Source organism: Ruegeria sp. HKCCA5839 (assembly GCF_013035585.1).
Lineage (GTDB): Bacteria > Pseudomonadota > Alphaproteobacteria > Rhodobacterales > Rhodobacteraceae > Ruegeria.
In genome coordinates this window covers 767,428-785,032 of record NZ_WQIE01000001.1, presented here as the reverse complement: position 1 = coordinate 785,032, position 17,605 = coordinate 767,428, and the positions used below count along the sequence as shown (strand labels likewise).

The following is a 17,605-nucleotide window of genomic DNA, read 5'->3' as shown; positions in this document are numbered from 1 at the left end:
GAACGCCCTGTCGAGGAATTATCTGAGAGGATCGTGGATGCGAAACCTCAGCAAACCAAGGGCGGGCTTATGACGGCTTATTTGTTTGGGCGCAGGCTGGTCGCAGTCGCGGCCCATCTTAAGGCGTCAGAAGCTTCCAATAGAGCAGATCCACAAAGGGCTCTGCGCCTTCAAACGGGTCTTCGTCACCCAGGATGGCGCGAACCTGCACGTCGAAATCGGCATAGTGCTGGGTCAAGGCCCAGATCGAGAAGATCAGATGATAGGGGTGCACCCGCGCGATTTTGCCCTGATCCATCCAGCGGGTCAGGATGATGACTTTGGAATCGACCAGAGCTTTCAAGTCGTCGGACAAAGCGGCATGGATGCGCGGTGCACCCTGCACCAACTCATTGGCAAACAGACGGCTTTCGCGCGGCAACTCGCGGCTCATTTGTAGTTTGCGCTGGATATAGGCCAGAATCTCTTCCATCGGGTCGCCGTTTTCGTCAAGCGCATGCAGGGGCGCCAGCCAGACCTCGAGCAAGCCAGACAAAAGCGCAGTGTGAATCGCCTCTTTCGACGGGAAATAGTAGAGCAGATTGGGTTTGCTCAACCCGGCCTCGGAGGCGATTTGATCTACGGTTGCACCCCGGAACCCATGTGCGGAAAACACGTTCAGAGCGGCGTCCAGAATCATGGCGCGGTTCTTTTTCTGTATTCGGGTTGGGGCGCGGTCTTTCGGCATGTTTTCTGGTCGTCTCATTTTGCGCCAATCTGGCGATTGCACTGCTAAAAATTCGGGCTGCGCCACGCAATTTCTTGACTGGTGTTGAACCCGTGATAGCCTGAGTTTGACCAGATGGTCAAATCAAGACAGAAAAAAGCGAGCTTAATCGCAAGCGACAGGGAAAATGACTATGGCGGCTCCGGCGCAGAACCTCAGGATTAATGGCGACAGGCTTTGGGACAGTCTGATGGAGATGGCAAAGATCGGCCCCGGCGTGGCCGGGGGCAACAATCGCCAGACGCTGACGGATGAAGATGCGGAAGGCCGCGCGCTGTTTCAGACCTGGTGTGAAGAGGCGGGCTGTTCCATGGGGTTGGATCAGATGGGCAACATGTTTGCCCGCCGCGAAGGCACCGATCCCGAGGCGCTGCCGGTCTATGTGGGCTCGCACCTGGATACCCAGCCGACGGGCGGCAAATATGACGGCGTTCTGGGGGTTCTGGGCGGGCTAGAAGTGATCCGCACGCTGAACGATCTGGGCATCAAGACCAAACATCCGATCGTTGCGACCAACTGGACCAATGAAGAGGGGACGCGCTATGCGCCGGCGATGTTGTCGTCGGGCGTGTTTGCCGGGATGCACACGCAGGATTGGGCCTATGACCGCGAAGATGCCGAGGGCAAGAAATTCGGCGATGAGCTGAAGCGGATCGGCTGGCGTGGTGATGAAGAAGTGGGCGCGCGCAAGATGCATGCGTTCTTTGAACTGCATATCGAACAAGGGCCCATTCTGGAAGCCGAAGGCAAGGATATTGGCGTGGTCACCCATGGCCAGGGGCTCAGCTGGACTCAGATCACCGTGACCGGCAAGGATGCGCATACCGGCTCGACCCCGATGCCGATGCGCAAGAATGCCGGTTTGGCCATGGCGCGTATTCTGGAGAAAGTGGATGAGATAGCCTGGTCTCATGCGCCGCATGCGGTCGGCGCGGCAGGGCATATCGATGTGTTTCCAAACTCGCGTAACGTGATTCCGGGAAAGGCAGTGTTTACCGTCGATTTCCGCTCACCCGAGTTGGAGGTGATCACCGATATGGAGAACCGCCTGCGGGTGGCGGCAGAAGATATCGTCAATGAGATGGGACTCGAGATCGCTTTTGAAAAGGTTGGCGGCTTTGATCCGGTGAAGTTTGACGAAACCTGCGTGAGCGCTGTGCGCAACGCCGCTGAACGGCTGGGCTATTCGCATACCGATATCATCTCGGGCGCGGGGCATGATGCCTGCTGGATCAATCGGGTCGCGCCCACCGCGATGGTGATGTGCCCCTGCGTCGACGGGTTGAGCCATAATGAGGCCGAAGAGATCAGCAAGGATTGGGCCGCGGCCGGGGCGGATGTTCTGTTTCATGCGGTTGTCGAGACCGCCGAGATCGTGGGTTAGGGGGCGCTGCCCCCGTCGCCCGTTGGGCGACTCCCCCGAGGTATTTTTGAACAGAAGAAGCACGCGGCGCAGACCGCGATAGGGAGAGTAAAATGAGCACTGTGATCAAGAACGGAACCGTGGTGACAGCGGATTTGTCCTATAAGGCCGATGTTCTGGTCGAAGGTGGCGTGATCACCGAGATCGGGATGGATCTGAAGGGCGACAAAGAGCTGGATGCCACCGGCTGCTATGTCATGCCAGGTGGGATCGACCCGCATACCCATCTGGAGATGCCCTTTATGGGCACCTATTCCAGCGATGATTTCGAAAGCGGCACGCGGGCAGCCTTGGCCGGTGGCACCACGATGGTGGTTGATTTTGCACTGCCCAACCCCGGCGAGAGCCTGCTGGATGCGCTGAAACGCTGGGACAACAAATCGACGCGGGCCAATTGCGACTATTCCTTCCATATGGCGGTGACCTGGTGGGGCGAGCAGGTCTTTGACGACATCAAGACCGTCATCGAGACGCGTGGCATCAACACATTCAAGCATTTCATGGCCTATAAAGGCGCGTTGATGGTGAATGATGACGAGCTTTTTGCCTCGTTCAAGCGGCTGGCCGAGCTGGGCGGTATCGCGATGGTCCATGCCGAGAATGGAGATGTGGTGGCCGAGCTCAGCGCCAAGCTGCTGGCCGAGGGCAATGTAGGCCCCGAGGCGCATGCATATTCCCGGCCGCCGCAGGTTGAGGGTGAGGCCACGAACCGCGCGATCATGATCGCCGATATGGCCGGTGTGCCGCTTTATGTGGTGCATACGTCCTGTGAAGAGGCGCATGAGGCTATTCGCCGGGCCAAGATGAACGGCAAGCGGGTGTGGGGTGAGCCGTTGATCCAGCATCTGACCCTGGATGAGAGCGAGTACTTCCACCAGGACTGGGATCATGCTGCGCGCCGTGTCATGAGCCCTCCGTTCCGCAACAAACAGCATCAGGACAGCCTGTGGAATGGGTTGCATTCGGGGACGCTGAGTGTTGTGGCCACGGATCATTGCGCCTTTACGACCGAACAGAAACGCTATGGCGTGGGGGATTTTACCAAGATCCCCAATGGTACGGGTGGGTTGGAAGACCGAATGCCGATGCTGTGGACTCATGGGGTGAACACCGGCCGTCTGACCATGAACGAGTTCGTGGCAGTGACATCAACAAACATCGCCAAGATACTGAATTGCTATCCGAAAAAAGGCGCGGTTCTGGTGGGTGCAGATGCCGATCTGGTGGTTTGGGATCCCGAAAAGACCAAGGTGATCAGCGCCGATACGCAGCAATCAGCGATCGACTACAATGTGTTTGAAGGCAAAGAGGTCAAAGGCCTGCCGCGCTTTACGCTGACCCGGGGCCAGGTGGCTGTGCATGATGGCGAAATCCGCACGCAGGAAGGCCACGGGGAGTTTGTGGCCCGAGAGCCGAACGGGCATGTGAACAAAGCGCTGAGCACATGGAAAGAACTGACAGCCCCGCGCCCGGTAGAGCGGTCGGGTATTCCGGCGACAGGCGTTTGATCGACGCGGGCCGCCATGTGGCGGCCTACCGTTTCGTGTTTTCAAGGGGATGGAATGAATACTGCAACTCAACCTCAGCCTGTTGTCGAGGCGCGACAACTGGATCTGACGTTTCAGACCAATGACGGGCCGGTGCACGCGCTCAAGGATGTGAAACTGACCATCGACAAGGGCGATTTTGTCAGCTTTATCGGACCTTCGGGCTGCGGAAAGACGACGTTTCTGCGTTGCGTCGCGGCGTTGGAGACGCCCACCGGGGGGTCGCTGACGGTCAATGGCATGACACCCGATGAGGCACGGCGCAAGCGGGCCTATGGCTATGTGTTTCAGGCGGCGGGGCTTTATCCGTGGCGGACCATTTCCAAGAATATCAAACTGCCGCTTGAGATCATGGGCTATTCTGCGGCGGAACAGGATGAGCGGGTGAGCAAGGTCCTGGAGCTTGTTGATCTTGAAGGGTTTGGTGCCAAATTCCCCTGGCAGCTCTCGGGTGGGATGCAGCAGCGGGCCAGTATCGCGCGGGCGTTGGCGTTTGACGCGGATATCCTTCTCATGGATGAGCCGTTTGGCGCGCTGGATGAGATCGTGCGTGATCACTTGAACGAACAGCTTCTGGCGCTTTGGGCGCGGACGGAAAAAACCATCGGGTTTGTGACCCATTCGATCCCCGAGGCGGTGTATCTGAGCACAAAGATCGTGGTGATGAGCCCTCGGCCCGGGCGGATCACGGATGTGATCGACAGCCCTCTGCCGAAAGAGCGGCCCTTGGACATTCGCGACACGCCCGAGTTTATCGAAGTTGCGCACAGGGTACGCGACGGGCTGCGGGCAGGGCATTCCTATGACGACTGACACGCAGATCAGGCGCGCCACGCACGAAGACACATTGGCCTGCGCCAAGGTTGTTCATGCCTGGGCGTCTGAGACCGATTGGATGCCGGACGAACTGCCGGTGGAGCAATTGGCCGGGCTGATCCGCGACGCGTTTGACAGCCGTGAGATCTGGGTCGCCGGTGATCCGGTGGATTGTTACATGTCCGTCGATCCTGCCCAGAAGAAGATTGGCGCGCTCTATTGCCGACGGACCGGGCAGGGCATCGGCAAGGTGTTCTTGGATAAGGCCAAGGAAAATCGGGATTTCCTGTGGCTGACGACGCATATCCCAAACACATCTGCGCAGCGGTTTTACCTGCGTGAAGGGTTCGAAGTGACGGCAGAGGAACCGCCAGTGCCCCCGGATACCGTGCCGGTCTATCGGATGGAGTGGCACGCATGAAGCAGGCCCTTGCAGTTCTTACCGTGTTGTTCGCGATTGTCGCGATTTGGTACGCAGCGGTTGCGCCGATGAACATTCGCGTGGCCTTGGATCAGGCGGAACGTGCCGGAGAGCTTGTGACGCCCAAAACCGCCCGTGACCGGCGTGAGACGTCGACCTGGGTACTGATGGCGAAAAACCCAAGCCATATCTCGACTGGGTATGCGCTGGACCGTCCGCGTTTACCCGCGCCGGATCAAGTTGCGCAGGAGCTTTGGAAGACCACTGGAGAAATGGTGGTAAAAGGGCGCGCGTTTTCGAAACGGTCGCTTATTTATCATGCCGGGATCACGCTGCAGTCTACCTTGTGGGGGTTCCTGCTGGGCACCACGTTGGGGATTTTGGCGGCAGTTGCGATTGTCTATTCTCGCGTGGCGGATATGAGCCTTATGCCCTGGGCCATCATCAGCCAGACCATCCCCATTGTTGCACTTGCGCCAATGATTATTGTCGTTAGCTCTCAGGTCGGGATCGAAGGGCGCGGTGTGCCCAAGGCGATTATCTCGGCCTATCTGTGCTATTTCCCGGTGCTGGTCGGGATGGTAAAAGGGTTGCGCTCGCCCTCGCTGCCGCAACTGGACCTGCTGAAAACCTATAACGCTTCGGGAACACAGGGTTTCTTCAAGCTGCGGTTGCCGTCTTCTTTGCCGTATCTGTTTACCTCGCTCAAGGTGGGGATCGCTGCAGCATTGGTTGGAACAATTGTCGGAGAATTGCCAACAGGGGCAGTTTCGGGTTTGGGTGCGCGGATTTTGATCGGTGACCAATTTGGGACGCCTCTGGCGATCTGGGCGGCTTTATTTGCCGCGGCGATTTTGGCGGGCCTTCTGGTGACGCTGCTGGATCTGCTGCAACGTATCGCGTTACGCCGCATGGGGATGAACACATGACCTGGCTGTCTGTTTCGTTGCTATTCTGGGGCTTGGCCTGGTGGGCCAACTACCGGCTGGCGATTTCAAAATATCGCAAGACCCGTGGTGCCCGCGTGCTGGTTCCGGTGTTGTTCGGTGTGACTTTGCTGGTTCTATGGGAAGGTATTGTGCGCGGGTTGAACGTCTCACCGGTCATTCTGCCACCACCGTCCGACGTCGCCGATGAGTTTATCCGGTCGTCCCATATTCTGTGGGAGGATTTCAAACAAACGGTCTTCAAGGGTGCGCTCACCGGCTTTTTCATGGGATGCGTTGCGGCCTTTGCCTGTGCGATTGCCATTGACCGTTCAGCGTTTTTGACCCGTGGTTTGTTGCCGATCGGGAATTTCGCGGCGGCTTTGCCCATCGTTGGCATCGCACCCATTCTGGTCAGCTGGTTCGGGTTCGACTGGCAATCCAAAGCCGCCGTTGTGGTCGTGATGGTGTTCTTCCCCATTCTGGTCAACACGGTTCAAGGCCTGCGCGAGTCTGATGCGATGCAGCGCGACCTGATGCGGACTTATGCAGCCAGCTATTGGCAAACGCTTGTCAAACTGCGTCTTCCTGCCGCGATGCCGTTTATCTTCAATGGGTTGAAGATTGCAACGACCCTTGCTTTGATCGGCGCAATTGTGGCTGAATACTTTGGGTCCCCGACACGGGGCATGGGGTTCAGAATCTCGACGGGCGTGGGAAGTCTGGAAATCGATCTGGTCTGGGCCGAGATCGCCGTGGCGGCGTTGGCCGGCACAGTATTCTACGGTTTGGTCGCATTGATCGAAAAAACGGTGACCTTCTGGCACCCGTCGCAACGAGGCTAACAACAAAATTCAAAAGATCCCGGAAGCGGGGCACTAAACTCAACTAGGAGAAGATGAAGATGAATAAGCTAATCAGCGGGGCGGTTGCCGCCTTTGGTCTGGCCGCCAGTTCTGCCTGGGCCGCAGACGAAGTGACACTGCAGTTGAAATGGGTCACGCAGGCCCAGTTTGCGGGCTATTATGTCGCTGCGGACAAAGGTTTCTACGAAGAAGAAGGACTGGACGTCACCATCCTGCCGGGTGGACCCGACATTGCGCCCACTCAGGTGATCGCTGGTGGTGGGGCCGACGTGACCGTGGAATGGATGCCCGCGGCACTGGCCGCGCGCGAAAAGGGCCTGCCTTTGGTCAACATTGCGCAGCCTTTCAAAAGCTCTGGCATGATGCTGACCTGCTGGAAGGACGCTGGCATTTCTTCGCCCGAAGACCTCAAGAACCGCACTCTGGGTGTTTGGTTCTTTGGCAATGAATTCCCGTTCATGAGCTGGATGAGCCAGTTGGGTATCGACACTGGTGGAAAAAGCGAAAGCGGCGTCGAAGTTCTGAAACAGGGCTTTAACGTCGATCCGTTGCTTCAGCGCCAGGCCGATTGCATCAGCACCATGACGTATAACGAATACTGGCAGGTGATCGATGCGGGTGTGAATCCTGACGAGCTGGTGACCTTCAAATACGAAGATCAAGGCGTGGCCACGCTGGAAGACGGTCTTTATGTGCTGGAAGAAAACCTGGACGATCCTGCTTTTGTCGACAAGATGGAGCGTTTTGTGCGGGCCTCGATGAAAGGCTGGAAATACGCCGAGGAGAACCCGGACGAGGCGGCTCTGATCGTTCTGGACAATGACGAAACCGGCGCACAGACCGAAACCCACCAGAAACGCATGATGGGTGAGATCGCCAAGTTGACTGCCGGTTCGAACGGAACGCTGGATCCGGCGGATTTCGAACGGACCGTTGATACGCTTTTGGCGGGCGGCTCTGATCCAGTGATCACTGCCAAGCCCGAAGGCGCCTGGACCCATAAAGTGACGGATGCAGCGCTGAACTAAACGCTGTTTTTCCCAGAATGAAACGCGGTCCCGTTTGGGGTCGCGTTTTTTGTGTTCAGCCGACTCTTGACCGTATTGAGATGGCGTACTCTACTGTCAAATGACGCATTTACTGCGAGATAAATTAGTTTCGGTAGAGCATGCAGGGGTTTGCAGAAGAATTCAGAATGGCGGTGTCTCTGATCCTTCAAGGGGATGCAGAGCTGTGGGCCATTGTGATGCTGTCTCTTCGGGTGTCGGTCCTGGCGGTGCTGATTTCCGCGCTGATCGGGATGCCGATTGGCGCGGCGCTTGCAGTTGCACGCTTTCCCGGACGTCGGGCTTTGATCATCCTGATGAACGCGCTGATGGGCTTGCCGCCCGTGGTCGTGGGCCTGTTGGTCTATCTGATGCTGTCGCGGTCGGGCCCGCTTGGCGTGCTGGAACTTCTTTATACGCCCATAGCGATGATCATCGCGCAGGTGGTTCTGGTCACACCGATCATTGCCGCCTTGACCCGGCAAGTGGTCGAGATGCTGGCCGAGGAATACGCGGAACAACTGCGCTCGCTGGGCGTGTCGCGCTTGTCTTCGGTGCCGGTGCTGTTGTGGGACGCCCGCCTGGCGCTGGTGACGGCTTTGCTGGCGGGATTTGGCCGCGCGATTGCCGAGGTCGGGGCGGTGATCATCGTGGGCGGCAACATCAACCATGTAACGCGGGTGATGACCACCACCATCGCGCTTGAGACCTCAAAGGGCAATTTGGCGCTGGCCTTGGCGCTTGGTGCCATTCTGATTGGCATCGCCGTGGCCGTGAACGCGATGGTCAGCGCTTTGACCCTACGGGCCGAGCAGGAGGGGTTGCGTCATGCGTGACTTGGCACCTGAAACCGGCGCTGGCCTGAAGGTACGAGGGTTGAGGCTTGCACGCAAAGGCTCGGTTCTGCTGGACGTGGCAGAGCTTCGGTTGGACGGCCCCGGACCAACCCTGATCCTTGGCCCCAATGGCGCCGGTAAAAGCCTGCTGCTGCGGTGCCTGCACGGGTTGATCTCAGCCGATCAGGGGCAGGTGCTGTATCGGGGTGATGTCTTGACTGCAGAACACATGGCGCGCCAAGCGATGGTGTTTCAGCAACCGGTGCTCTTGCGCCGCTCGGTCGCGGCGAATCTGGACTTTGTGCTAAAACGTCAGGGATTGAGCCGTGAGATCCGCAAGGCTCGGATCTCGGCACTTTTGGCCGAAGGCGGTTTGCAAGACAAGGCCCGTCAATCCGCGCGTTCTCTTTCAGGGGGTGAGGCGCAGCGGCTGGCCATTCTGCGCGCGCTGGCCACGGATCCCGAAACGCTGTTTCTGGACGAACCCACCAGTGCATTGGACCCAAGCGCCACGCAGGTGATCGAACAGATGATCCGGCGTGCCTCGGCGCGTGGGGTGCGCATCGTCATGGTCACGCATGATATCGGGCAGGCCCGGCGTCTGGCGGCGGATATCGTGATGATGCAGGGCGGTCGCGTGGTCGAACATGGTGCGGCCAAACAGGTGTTGGACGCACCGATAACGCAAGCTGCGCGCCGTTATTTGGCGGGTGGGCTGGTAACCTGATTCAATCATTTGGAGATGACATGATCCGCGCAATGATCAAAGCGGCCCTTGTGGCTATTGCCGTGACAGCGGGCCAGAGCCGGGCCGAGTCGCCGTTCATCATCGTGCAATCCACCACCTCAACGCAGAATTCGGGGCTGCTCGATTTCATTCTGCCGGGGTTTGAGGCTGAAACCGGCATCGATGTGCGGGTGGTAGCCGTGGGCACCGGGCAGGCAATCCGCAATGCAAGAAATGGCGACGGGGATGTGCTGCTTGTGCACTCGAAACCCGCAGAAGAGGCTTTTGTCGCCGACGGTTGGGGGGTCGAACGGTTTGATGTTATGTATAACGACTTTGTCCTGGTCGGTCCGAAATCGGATCCGGCGCAGGTTAAAGGTGGGGATGACATTGTTGCTGCCCTGACAGCCGTGGCAGAGGCTCAAGCGCCCTTTGCCTCGCGCGGGGATGACAGCGGCACCCATAAGGCCGAACTTGGCCACTGGGCGCGCACGGGCATCGACCCGACGGATGCGTCCGGGACGTGGTATCGCGAAACCGGGTCGGGCATGGGGGCCACATTGAACATTGCAAGCGGTATGGGAGCCTATGCGCTGACAGACCGGGCCACGTGGCTGAGCTTTGGCAATCGCGGGGACTTGGACATACTTGTCGAAGGCGACCCGGCCTTGTTCAACCAATATGGCGTGATCCTTGTGAATCCCGAAAAGCACTCAGGCGTGCGCGCCGCAGCGGGGCAGCGGTTTATTGACTGGTTGACCGGCCCGGACGGGCAGAGCGCGATCGAAGCCTATCAGCTGGATGGCCAGCAGCTCTTTTTTCCGAACGCAAAGTGAATTGGCCTGTGGTGCGCGTATTCGTGAAAAGATAAAGCCTTATCCGTTGGCTCCATTGAAGTGAACCTGGCCCAAACCGCTCAGGTCATAGCCGCCCATTTCACCAGCGCGTGCGTGAAACCTGTCGCTGCGCAAAAAGCTGAGAAGCTGCTGCATCGGAGGGTCGAAATAGGCGCGGCGCCAGATGGCAAGGTCCAGCCGCTCGGTATGGGTGGGGGTGAATTCCAGCCCGTAAGATTGCGCCAACGCCCCCAGACCAAAACCGATATCAGCCTTCCCATCGCGCAGGGTCGCGGCCAGGTCTTCTTCGGTGCGGGCGCAACCGGGCAGGGTGTTGAGATCATCGAGCGACAGCCCATGGGCCGTGAGCTGTTTCTCGAACAGGCGCTGGCTGGCGGCGCTGTTCTGACGAAGGATGATGCGGCGGGATTTGAGGTCGTGAAACTCGGATGGTGCGTCTTGGCCTGCGGCCAGCAGAAATCCCCGTTGGCGTTGGGCAAGTTCGACCAGCACCACAGGCGCTTCGCCCAGCGTGTCGCGCAGCGATTGTGTGTTGAACCCATGCTCTTCGTGGATATGCAGGGCCGCGGCCTGCGCGCTGCGCTCTTTCAGCCGGGTCAGCCCGTCAAAGGAGCCATCGTAATAGGTCGCAAGACCCGACCCGCTTTCCCGCAACGCCCAATCCAACAGCGGATCATGGCTGCCCGCCACAATCGGTGGCAGCGGTGGTTCGGCCACCTGCGGGCCAGACCGTGAGGCGTTGAGCCAGGCGATGATCTCGGCCCTTGGGAACAGCAGCTTGCCCATGGCCCTGACGCATGGCACTTCGCCGGACGAGGCCAGATCATAGGCTTTGCGCTCGCCAATGCGCAGCAATTCGGCCAGTTCGCGGGTGGTCAGGTATTGTGACATTCAGTCCAGGCGCACCGCAGGACCGGATGTTGTGTCGGCGGCGCTAAAGCCGATCTGGTTCAGCACAGCGGGCGCGGCGAAGGCGATCACGACCATTGCAGCAGCGGCGGCAAGAAAGGCTTTCATGGATCTCCTCTGGTCTTCTATGGCGCGCCTGTGGCTTGGCGCAGGAACTCGATCAGATCAACGCGGTCTTGTGCTTCGGTGATGCGTTGCATGGGCATCTTCGAGCCGGGGATATAGTGGTCCGGCCCTTCGTCGAACAGGGCGTCAATTGTTGTCTCATCCCAAATGATATCAGAGTCTTGCAGGATATCCGAGTAGAAATATCCCGGCAGCGTCCCGGCCCTGCGCCCGAAGATCCCGTGCAAGGTTGGACCGGCGCGGCGCTGGCTGTCGGGGGTCAGGCTGTGACAGATCGAGCATTTGCGCGCAAACTGCCGCTCGCCATTGCTCATGGCGTTCGGGTCTTTGAAGAAACTAGGCTCGGCGGCGGCCATCTGGTCCTGGTCGCCCAAAGTGGCGATGGGCCAGCTATACATCGCCTCGTCGATGCCGCCCGCGTGGATGTTCTGCCCGTCCGGCGAAAAGGCCAAAGCCCAGACCGGGCCGCGCAGAGTGGCGCGGAAATCCTGAGTGATGCGCCAGTCGACCGTGTCGATCAGCATGATATATCCTTCGCCGTCGCCCACCGCCAATGTCTGCCGGTCCGGGCTGAGGGCCAGTGCCAGGATCGGGCGGCGGTCCAGGGTAAAGTCGCGCTCTGCGCCGGTGGAAAGGTCAAGGATACGGGTGACGCCATCGACCGCGCCATAGGCAATCCAGTTGTCTTGTGCATTCAGGACCAATTCATTGATCCCAAAGCCGTGTTCGACAAGGCGCTGGCGCTCGGACGCGGATGCCACATCCCAGATGCGCAATGACCCGTCCATGCCGGCCGAATAAAGCAGGTCTCCGTCGGGTGAGAACACCACCGCGTTCACGCCGCCTCCTGTGGGCCCCAAGACTGTCGGGCTTGAACCGTCGATGGGCCAAAGCCCAATCGAGCCGTCCCAACTGGCCGTTGCTACATGGGTTTTCGAAGCAGCAAGCCCCACGATCTTGCCTTTGTGCTGCCCCAGAACTTTGCCGCCGGGCCATTGGCGCAGGGTGAAGTCATCACCTGCAGAATAGAGGGCTGTACCGTTGAACGCGACGACGTTGACCGCCGCTTCATGCCCCTCTAGCCACTCGGGTGCCTGATCGGTCCAGATGGCAACGGAATTGTCGAAACTGGCGGTGGCGATGCGCCCATCAGGTGCGGTGGCGATGCCCATGATCGGCCCGCCATGGCCTTTGAGCGTAAAGAACTCTGCAAGGGCGGGCAGGGGGATCAGCGCAAAGGCCAGAACCAGCCCGCGCATTTATTCAGCGGGAGAGGTGGCGGCTTTGCCAGCCTCTTTTTCCTGAACCTCTTCCAGCCACAACGAATGGTGTTCGCGGGCCCATTGCTCCTCGACCTCGCCGGTGCCCATGGCGTCGAACGCGCCTTCCATTCCGACCGAGCCGAGATAGATATGGGCGATGATGATGGCGATGAACACATAGGCCACCATCACGTGCCAGACCTGCGCGTATTGCATCTCTTCTTGCGGTGACATCTGCACCGGCAGGTTCAGGCCAAACATCTGCGGGATCCCGGTGGAATTGGCGATTGCAAAGGTCTTGGCAAACATCGGCAGTTCGAACGGAAACAGCAGCGAAAGGCCCGACAAGCTGATTGAGATACCCAACAGGATGCAGGACCAGAAGATAATCTTTTGTCCGGCATTGAACTTTCTGGCGGGCGGGTGGCTGCCCTTGGTGAATAGCCCGCCGCCAGCGGCCAGCCATTTCAGGTCGGTCCGGTTGGGAATGTTATGGGCGATCCAGTTGAGGGTTACGATGATCAGGCCCAGCATGAAGGCCCAAGCCAGGTTGTTGTGAAGCCATTTGCAGGCCTGCGCGATGGTTGCGAAGCCTTCCTTACCGAAAAGCGGGATCAGGAAGTCGCGGCCATAGAGCGTCAGCAGCCCTGTGATGCCAAGGATCAGGAACGATCCGGCAAACAGCCAATGGCCAAAACGTTCGAAACTGTTGAACCGCGTAACCGTGCGACCGGTTTTGTCGCCATCAATGCGAATACGCCCGCGCAGCAGAAAGAACAGGATGATGATCGCCAGCATCCCGCCCAGGATGTAGGTGCCATATTCGCGCAGGGGCCCGGTTCGGAACGCCCACCACCACATGCCACCGTCCTGAATCAGCACACTGTCAGCCGGCCCATTAGAGGATACGGTCACATCCGCCGATCCATAACGCAGTTGCCGATAGACATCGCTGTCCGAGGCTACCCCGCTTGGGCCAAACTGCCCTAGTAAACCTTCGACATTGCCCTGTCCGGTATTTTCGGACCGATAGCTGTTATCGACCTTCTCGCCGCGCTGTCGGGCCAGGATATCCTCAAGCGTGGTGGCGCCGCCAGTCTGTGCGCGATCGGGTTCGGCTGTATCCCCTGTGGTTTGGGCCGCAGCCGAAAGAGTCAGTCCAAGGGTGAACAGGATTGCAGTGAGAAAGCGCAGCATCTGAACCTCGGTCAAAATCCAAGATCAGATGACCCGCAAGGGCTGCGGGTCATCCGTTTTGCTTTATACGACGGGCTCAGCCGTCTTTCTGGTCGTAGGCTGTACCCCAGCCCCAGGCGCCCGAACCGAAGCCGCGCGCCACGACGCGCTCACGATAGACGGCTGACACCACATCGCCGTCACCGGCAAGCAGGGCCTTGGTAGAACACATCTCGGCGCAGATGGGCAGTTTGCCCTCGGCGATCCGGTTACGCCCGTATTTGGCGAACTCTGCGGTCGAGTGCGTTTCTTCGGGGCCACCAGCGCAGAAGGTGCATTTGTCCATCTTGCCGCGTGATCCGAAGTTGCCCGCCTGCGGGTATTGCGGCGCGCCAAAGGGGCACGCGTAAAAGCAATAACCACAGCCAATGCACAGGTCCTTGGAGTGCAGGACAACCCCTTCTTCGTTCTGATAGAAGCAGTCGACCGGGCACACCGCCATGCAGGGCGCGTCTGAACAATGCATACAGGCGACTGAGATCGAGCGTTCGCCCGGGTCACCGTCATTGATCGTCACCACCCTGCGGCGGTTCACGCCCCACGGCACCTCGTGCTCGTTCTTGCACGCGGTGACGCAGGCATTGCACTCGATGCAGCGTTCGGCGTCGCAGAGAAATTTTGCTCTTGCTGCCATTATCTCTTCTCCTCCTTACGCTGCCCAGATCTTGCAAAGAGTCGCTTTGGTCTCTTGCATCTGGGTCACTGAATCATAGCCATAGGTCTGGGCGGTGTTGGTACTTTCACCCAGAACGTAAGGGTCAGCACCGGCGGGATATTTGTGCCGCTGGTCCTCGCCCTGGAAATGGCCGCCAAAGTGGAAGGGCATGAAGGCCACGCCTGCACCAACCCTGTTGGTCAGCATCGCCATTACCTTGACCTTGCCACCTTCGGGACCTTCGACCCAGACCTGTGATCCGTCGCGAATGCCAAGGTTGTTGGCATCACGGGGATTGATCTCGACGAACATGTCCTGCTGCAACTCGGCCAGCCACGGGTTCGACCGTGTCTCGTCGCCGCCGCCCTCATACTCGACCAAACGACCTGACGTGAGGATTATTGGATAATCCTTTGAAAAGTCGTTCTTTTGGATCGACGCATAGAGCGTGGGAAGACGATAGGCGTGCCGGTCTTCATAGGTTGGATAGTCCTCAACCAAATCACGCCGGTTGGTGTACAGCGGCTCGCGATGCAGCGGGATTGGATCCGGGAATGTCCAGACAACCGCGCGGGCTTTGGCATTTCCGAACGGTGCGCAACCATGCGCGATCGCAACCCTCTGGATGCCGCCCGAAAGGTCGGTCTTCCAGTTGGTTTCCGGCCCTGCAACCGCGTCGATTGCAGCGCGTTCCTCGGCCGTCAGATCACCGTCCCAGCCAAGATCCATCAGCATCTGCATCGTAAACTCAGGATATCCATCCTGAATTTCCGAACCGACACTATAGACCCCGTCGGCCAACAGGTTGTCGCCATCGCGCTCCACCCCGAAACGGGCGCGGAAGGTCAGGCCGCCTTCGGCCACCGGTTTGGACATGTCATAGAGGTTTGGAGTCCCCGTATGACCCATCTCCGGCGTTCCCCAGCAAGGCCAGGGCAGTCCGTAATATTCACCGTCGTTCGGGCCTCCGATGGCTTGCAGCGTTGTCCTGTCGAACGTGTGCTGGTTGGCCATATGGCTTTTCAGCCGTTCCGGCGACTGGCCGGTATAGCCGATAGTCCAGAGCCCCGAGTTGAACTCACGCGTGATGCTTTCGACATTCGGGGTTTCAGCGTCCTCCATCTCGATATTGCGGAAAAGCCGATCTGCCCAGCCAAACTTGTTTGCGAACTTGGCCATGATGACCTCATCCGGCAGGCTTTCGAACAGCGGATCCACCACCTTGTCGCGCCACTGCAGCGACCGGTTCGATGCCGTGACCGAGCCACGGGTTTCGAACTGCGTACAAGCGGGCAACAGGTAGACGCCGTCAGTTCGGTCGTGCAGTACAGCCGAGACGGTGGGATACGGGTCGATCACGACCAGCATGTCCAGCTTCTCCATCGCTGTCTTCATTTCCGTCATCCGGGTCTGCGAATTGGGTGCGTGGCCCCAAAGAACCATGGCCCGGACGTTGTTGTCCTGATCCATGTTGGCCGGGTCTTCCAGGACCCCGTCGATCCAGCGGGACACCGGAATGCCGCGCTCGTTCATCAGAGGTTTGTCTTTCCCTTCCTTGTCCTTGATCGTCGCGAACTGACCTTTCAGCCAATCCAGATCTTCACCCCAGACACGGCTCCAATGGCCCCAGGCACCTGCGGACAGGCCGTAATAGCCGGGCAGCGTATGGGAGAGAACACCCAGGTCCGTCGCGCCCTGCACGTTGTCATGGCCACGGAAGATGTTGGTGCCACCACCCGAGGTGCCCATGTTGCCAAGCGCAAGCTGAAGCACGCAATAGGCGCGGGTGTTGTTGTTGCCGTTGGTGTGTTGGGTTCCTCCCATACACCAGATCACGGTGCCGGGACGGTTGTTTACCATAGTCCGGGCAACGCGCTTGAGCTGTGAGCCGGGAACACCGGTTACGCGCTCGGTCTCTTCCGGGTTCCAGTTGGCCACTTCGGTGCGGATCTGATCCATACCCCAGACACGGGTGCGGATGAACTCTTTGTCCTCCCAGCCGTTGTCGAAAATGTGCCACAGGATACCCCAGATCAGCGCGACATCGGTACCGGGACGGAACCGCACGTATTCGTCCGCATGGGCCGCGGTGCGCGTAAAGCGCGGATCGCAGACGATCAGGGGGGCATTGTTCTGCTCTTTCGCGCGCAGAACGTGCAGCAGCGAGACGGGATGCGCCTCGGCCGGGTTGCCGCCGATGATGAAGATGGCCCGAGAGTTATGGATGTCGTTATACGAATTGGTCATGGCGCCGTAGCCCCATGTATTCGCAACACCCGCAACCGTGGTCGAGTGGCAGATACGGGCCTGATGGTCCACATTGTTCGTGCCCCAATAGGCGGCGAATTTGCGGAACAGATAGGCCTGTTCGTTATTGTGCTTGGCCGAGCCCAGCCAATAAACGCTGTCCGGCCCGGATTCGGCGCGGATATTCATCATGCCGTCGCCGATCTCGTCGATCGCCTGTTCCCAGCTGATGCGTTTCCACTCTCCGCCTTCCTTTTTCATTGGGTATTTCAGGCGGCGTTCGCCATGGGCGTGCTCGCGGACCGAGGCCCCCTTGGCGCAATGTGCACCCAGGTTAAACGGGCTGTCCCAGCCGGGTTCTTGCCCGACCCAGACGCCGTTTTGCACTTCGGCCACAACGGTACAGCCGACGGAACAGTGGGTGCATACGGATTTGATGTTTTCGACCGCGGCGTTGGCCGCTGTCTGGGCGCTGGCTTGCGTCACGGTTCCACCCGTGGCGCTGATCGCTGCCAGGCCGCCGATCGTCAGGCCCGAGCCACGCAGAAATGCGCGGCGATCGACGGTTTTCTCGCCGATCTGGGACAGGATACTTGTCCGCTGGGGGCGTCTCGCAACCCCGTTGGTCTTTTTCCTAAGCATTGGTTTCCTCCCTTGCGCGCCGTGTCAGCCACGGCTGGCTTGGTACTTCTGGTGCCGACATCAGGGCCAATCGCAACCGTCCGTCGGGGTGAAAACGTCCGATCCTAGAACCGGGTGCTTTCGATGTAGGCGCGGGTATGCGCTGTATCCTGCATCCGTGTGTCATCCACCGGCAGCTCGGCTGCCTCGGCTTCACCGGTCAGGCTGGCGGCGGCAACAGCAGCAGGTGCTGCGGTTCCGGCCAGTTTCAGGAAGTCGCGGCGCGTGGCGCCTTCTTCCTTTTTCTTGCTCATGGGC

At 59.2% G+C, this 17,605-nt stretch carries 18 protein-coding genes; 10 read left to right on the top strand and 8 right to left on the bottom strand.

The window, feature by feature from the left end; all coding sequences use genetic code 11:
• Window positions 1–118 precede the first annotated feature (118 nt).
• Complete coding sequence (locus tag GOV38_RS03815) at window positions 119–727, bottom strand: TetR family transcriptional regulator C-terminal domain-containing protein (RefSeq protein ID WP_171212974.1); 609 nt, start codon at window positions 725–727, stop codon at window positions 119–121.
• Window positions 728–899: 172 nt separating this feature from the next.
• Here GOV38_RS03815 and GOV38_RS03810 point away from each other — a divergent pair, with 172 nt between their 5' ends.
• The 10 genes from GOV38_RS03810 to GOV38_RS03765 all read left to right on the top strand — a co-directional run bounded on the left by GOV38_RS03810 (window position 900) and on the right by GOV38_RS03765 (window position 10,210).
• Window positions 900–2,150, top strand: a complete 1,251-nt coding sequence (locus GOV38_RS03810; protein ID WP_171129033.1) for a Zn-dependent hydrolase — start codon at window positions 900–902, stop codon at window positions 2,148–2,150.
• A 92-nt stretch (window positions 2,151–2,242) separates the two neighbouring features.
• Complete coding sequence (gene hydA / locus GOV38_RS03805) at window positions 2,243–3,697, top strand: dihydropyrimidinase (protein WP_171207674.1); 1,455 nt, start codon at window positions 2,243–2,245, stop codon at window positions 3,695–3,697.
• 54 nt (window positions 3,698–3,751) lie between these two features.
• The gene (locus GOV38_RS03800) at window positions 3,752–4,549 is read left to right on the top strand and encodes an ABC transporter ATP-binding protein (RefSeq protein ID WP_171207673.1); all 798 of its coding nucleotides are present in this window, start codon (window positions 3,752–3,754) and stop codon (window positions 4,547–4,549) included.
• Window positions 4,539–4,973 (top strand): GNAT family N-acetyltransferase, encoded by a 435-nt coding sequence (locus GOV38_RS03795; protein ID WP_171129039.1) that lies wholly within the window; start codon window positions 4,539–4,541, stop codon window positions 4,971–4,973. The genes GOV38_RS03800 and GOV38_RS03795 overlap by 11 nt, the downstream gene beginning before the upstream one ends.
• Window positions 4,970–5,902, top strand: a complete 933-nt coding sequence (locus GOV38_RS03790) for an ABC transporter permease (RefSeq protein WP_171207672.1) — start codon at window positions 4,970–4,972, stop codon at window positions 5,900–5,902. The genes GOV38_RS03795 and GOV38_RS03790 overlap by 4 nt, the downstream gene beginning before the upstream one ends.
• Entirely contained in the window at window positions 5,899–6,744 is an 846-nt protein-coding gene (locus GOV38_RS03785) for an ABC transporter permease (RefSeq protein WP_171098516.1), read from the top strand. The genes GOV38_RS03790 and GOV38_RS03785 overlap by 4 nt, the downstream gene beginning before the upstream one ends.
• 59 nt (window positions 6,745–6,803) lie before the next feature.
• Window positions 6,804–7,793, top strand: a complete 990-nt coding sequence (locus GOV38_RS03780; protein WP_171098519.1) for an ABC transporter substrate-binding protein — start codon at window positions 6,804–6,806, stop codon at window positions 7,791–7,793.
• 140 nt (window positions 7,794–7,933) lie between these two features.
• Window positions 7,934–8,647 carry an ABC transporter permease gene (locus GOV38_RS03775; protein ID WP_171129043.1) on the top strand — a complete coding sequence of 238 codons (714 nt, stop codon included), beginning with the start codon at window positions 7,934–7,936 and terminating at the stop codon, window positions 8,645–8,647.
• A complete protein-coding gene (locus GOV38_RS03770) occupies window positions 8,640–9,374 on the top strand; it encodes an ATP-binding cassette domain-containing protein (protein WP_171207671.1) in 735 nt (244 codons plus the stop codon). The genes GOV38_RS03775 and GOV38_RS03770 overlap by 8 nt, the downstream gene beginning before the upstream one ends.
• Before the next feature lie 20 nt (window positions 9,375–9,394).
• Window positions 9,395–10,210 carry a substrate-binding domain-containing protein gene (locus tag GOV38_RS03765; RefSeq protein WP_171207670.1) on the top strand — a complete coding sequence of 272 codons (816 nt, stop codon included), beginning with the start codon at window positions 9,395–9,397 and terminating at the stop codon, window positions 10,208–10,210.
• Window positions 10,211–10,249: 39 nt separating this feature from the next.
• Here GOV38_RS03765 and GOV38_RS03760 read toward each other — a convergent pair whose 3' ends face one another.
• The 7 genes from GOV38_RS03760 to GOV38_RS03735 form a co-directional block, all read right to left on the bottom strand.
• A complete protein-coding gene (locus GOV38_RS03760) occupies window positions 10,250–11,122 on the bottom strand; it encodes a helix-turn-helix transcriptional regulator (protein ID WP_171207669.1) in 873 nt (290 codons plus the stop codon).
• Window positions 11,123–11,248: a hypothetical protein gene (locus GOV38_RS22450; RefSeq protein ID WP_256367816.1), complete on the bottom strand. Its 126-nt coding sequence runs from the start codon at window positions 11,246–11,248 to the stop codon at window positions 11,123–11,125.
• Between the two features lie 17 nt (window positions 11,249–11,265).
• A complete protein-coding gene (locus GOV38_RS03755) occupies window positions 11,266–12,525 on the bottom strand; it encodes a c-type cytochrome (RefSeq protein WP_171207668.1) in 1,260 nt (419 codons plus the stop codon).
• Window positions 12,526–13,725, bottom strand: a complete 1,200-nt coding sequence (locus GOV38_RS03750) for a formate dehydrogenase subunit gamma (RefSeq protein ID WP_171207667.1) — start codon at window positions 13,723–13,725, stop codon at window positions 12,526–12,528.
• Window positions 13,726–13,801: 76 nt separating this feature from the next.
• Window positions 13,802–14,398: a formate dehydrogenase FDH3 subunit beta gene (fdh3B, locus tag GOV38_RS03745; RefSeq protein ID WP_170792313.1), complete on the bottom strand. Its 597-nt coding sequence runs from the start codon at window positions 14,396–14,398 to the stop codon at window positions 13,802–13,804.
• Between the two features lie 15 nt (window positions 14,399–14,413).
• Window positions 14,414–17,308 carry a formate dehydrogenase subunit alpha gene (locus tag GOV38_RS03740; RefSeq protein WP_171098531.1) on the bottom strand — a complete coding sequence of 965 codons (2,895 nt, stop codon included), beginning with the start codon at window positions 17,306–17,308 and terminating at the stop codon, window positions 14,414–14,416.
• A 104-nt stretch (window positions 17,309–17,412) separates the two neighbouring features.
• Window positions 17,413–17,601, bottom strand: coding sequence for a ubiquinol-cytochrome c reductase iron-sulfur subunit N-terminal domain-containing protein (locus tag GOV38_RS03735; RefSeq protein WP_171098533.1), 189 nt, complete (start codon window positions 17,599–17,601; stop codon window positions 17,413–17,415).
• Between the last annotated feature and the right edge of the window lie 4 nt (window positions 17,602–17,605).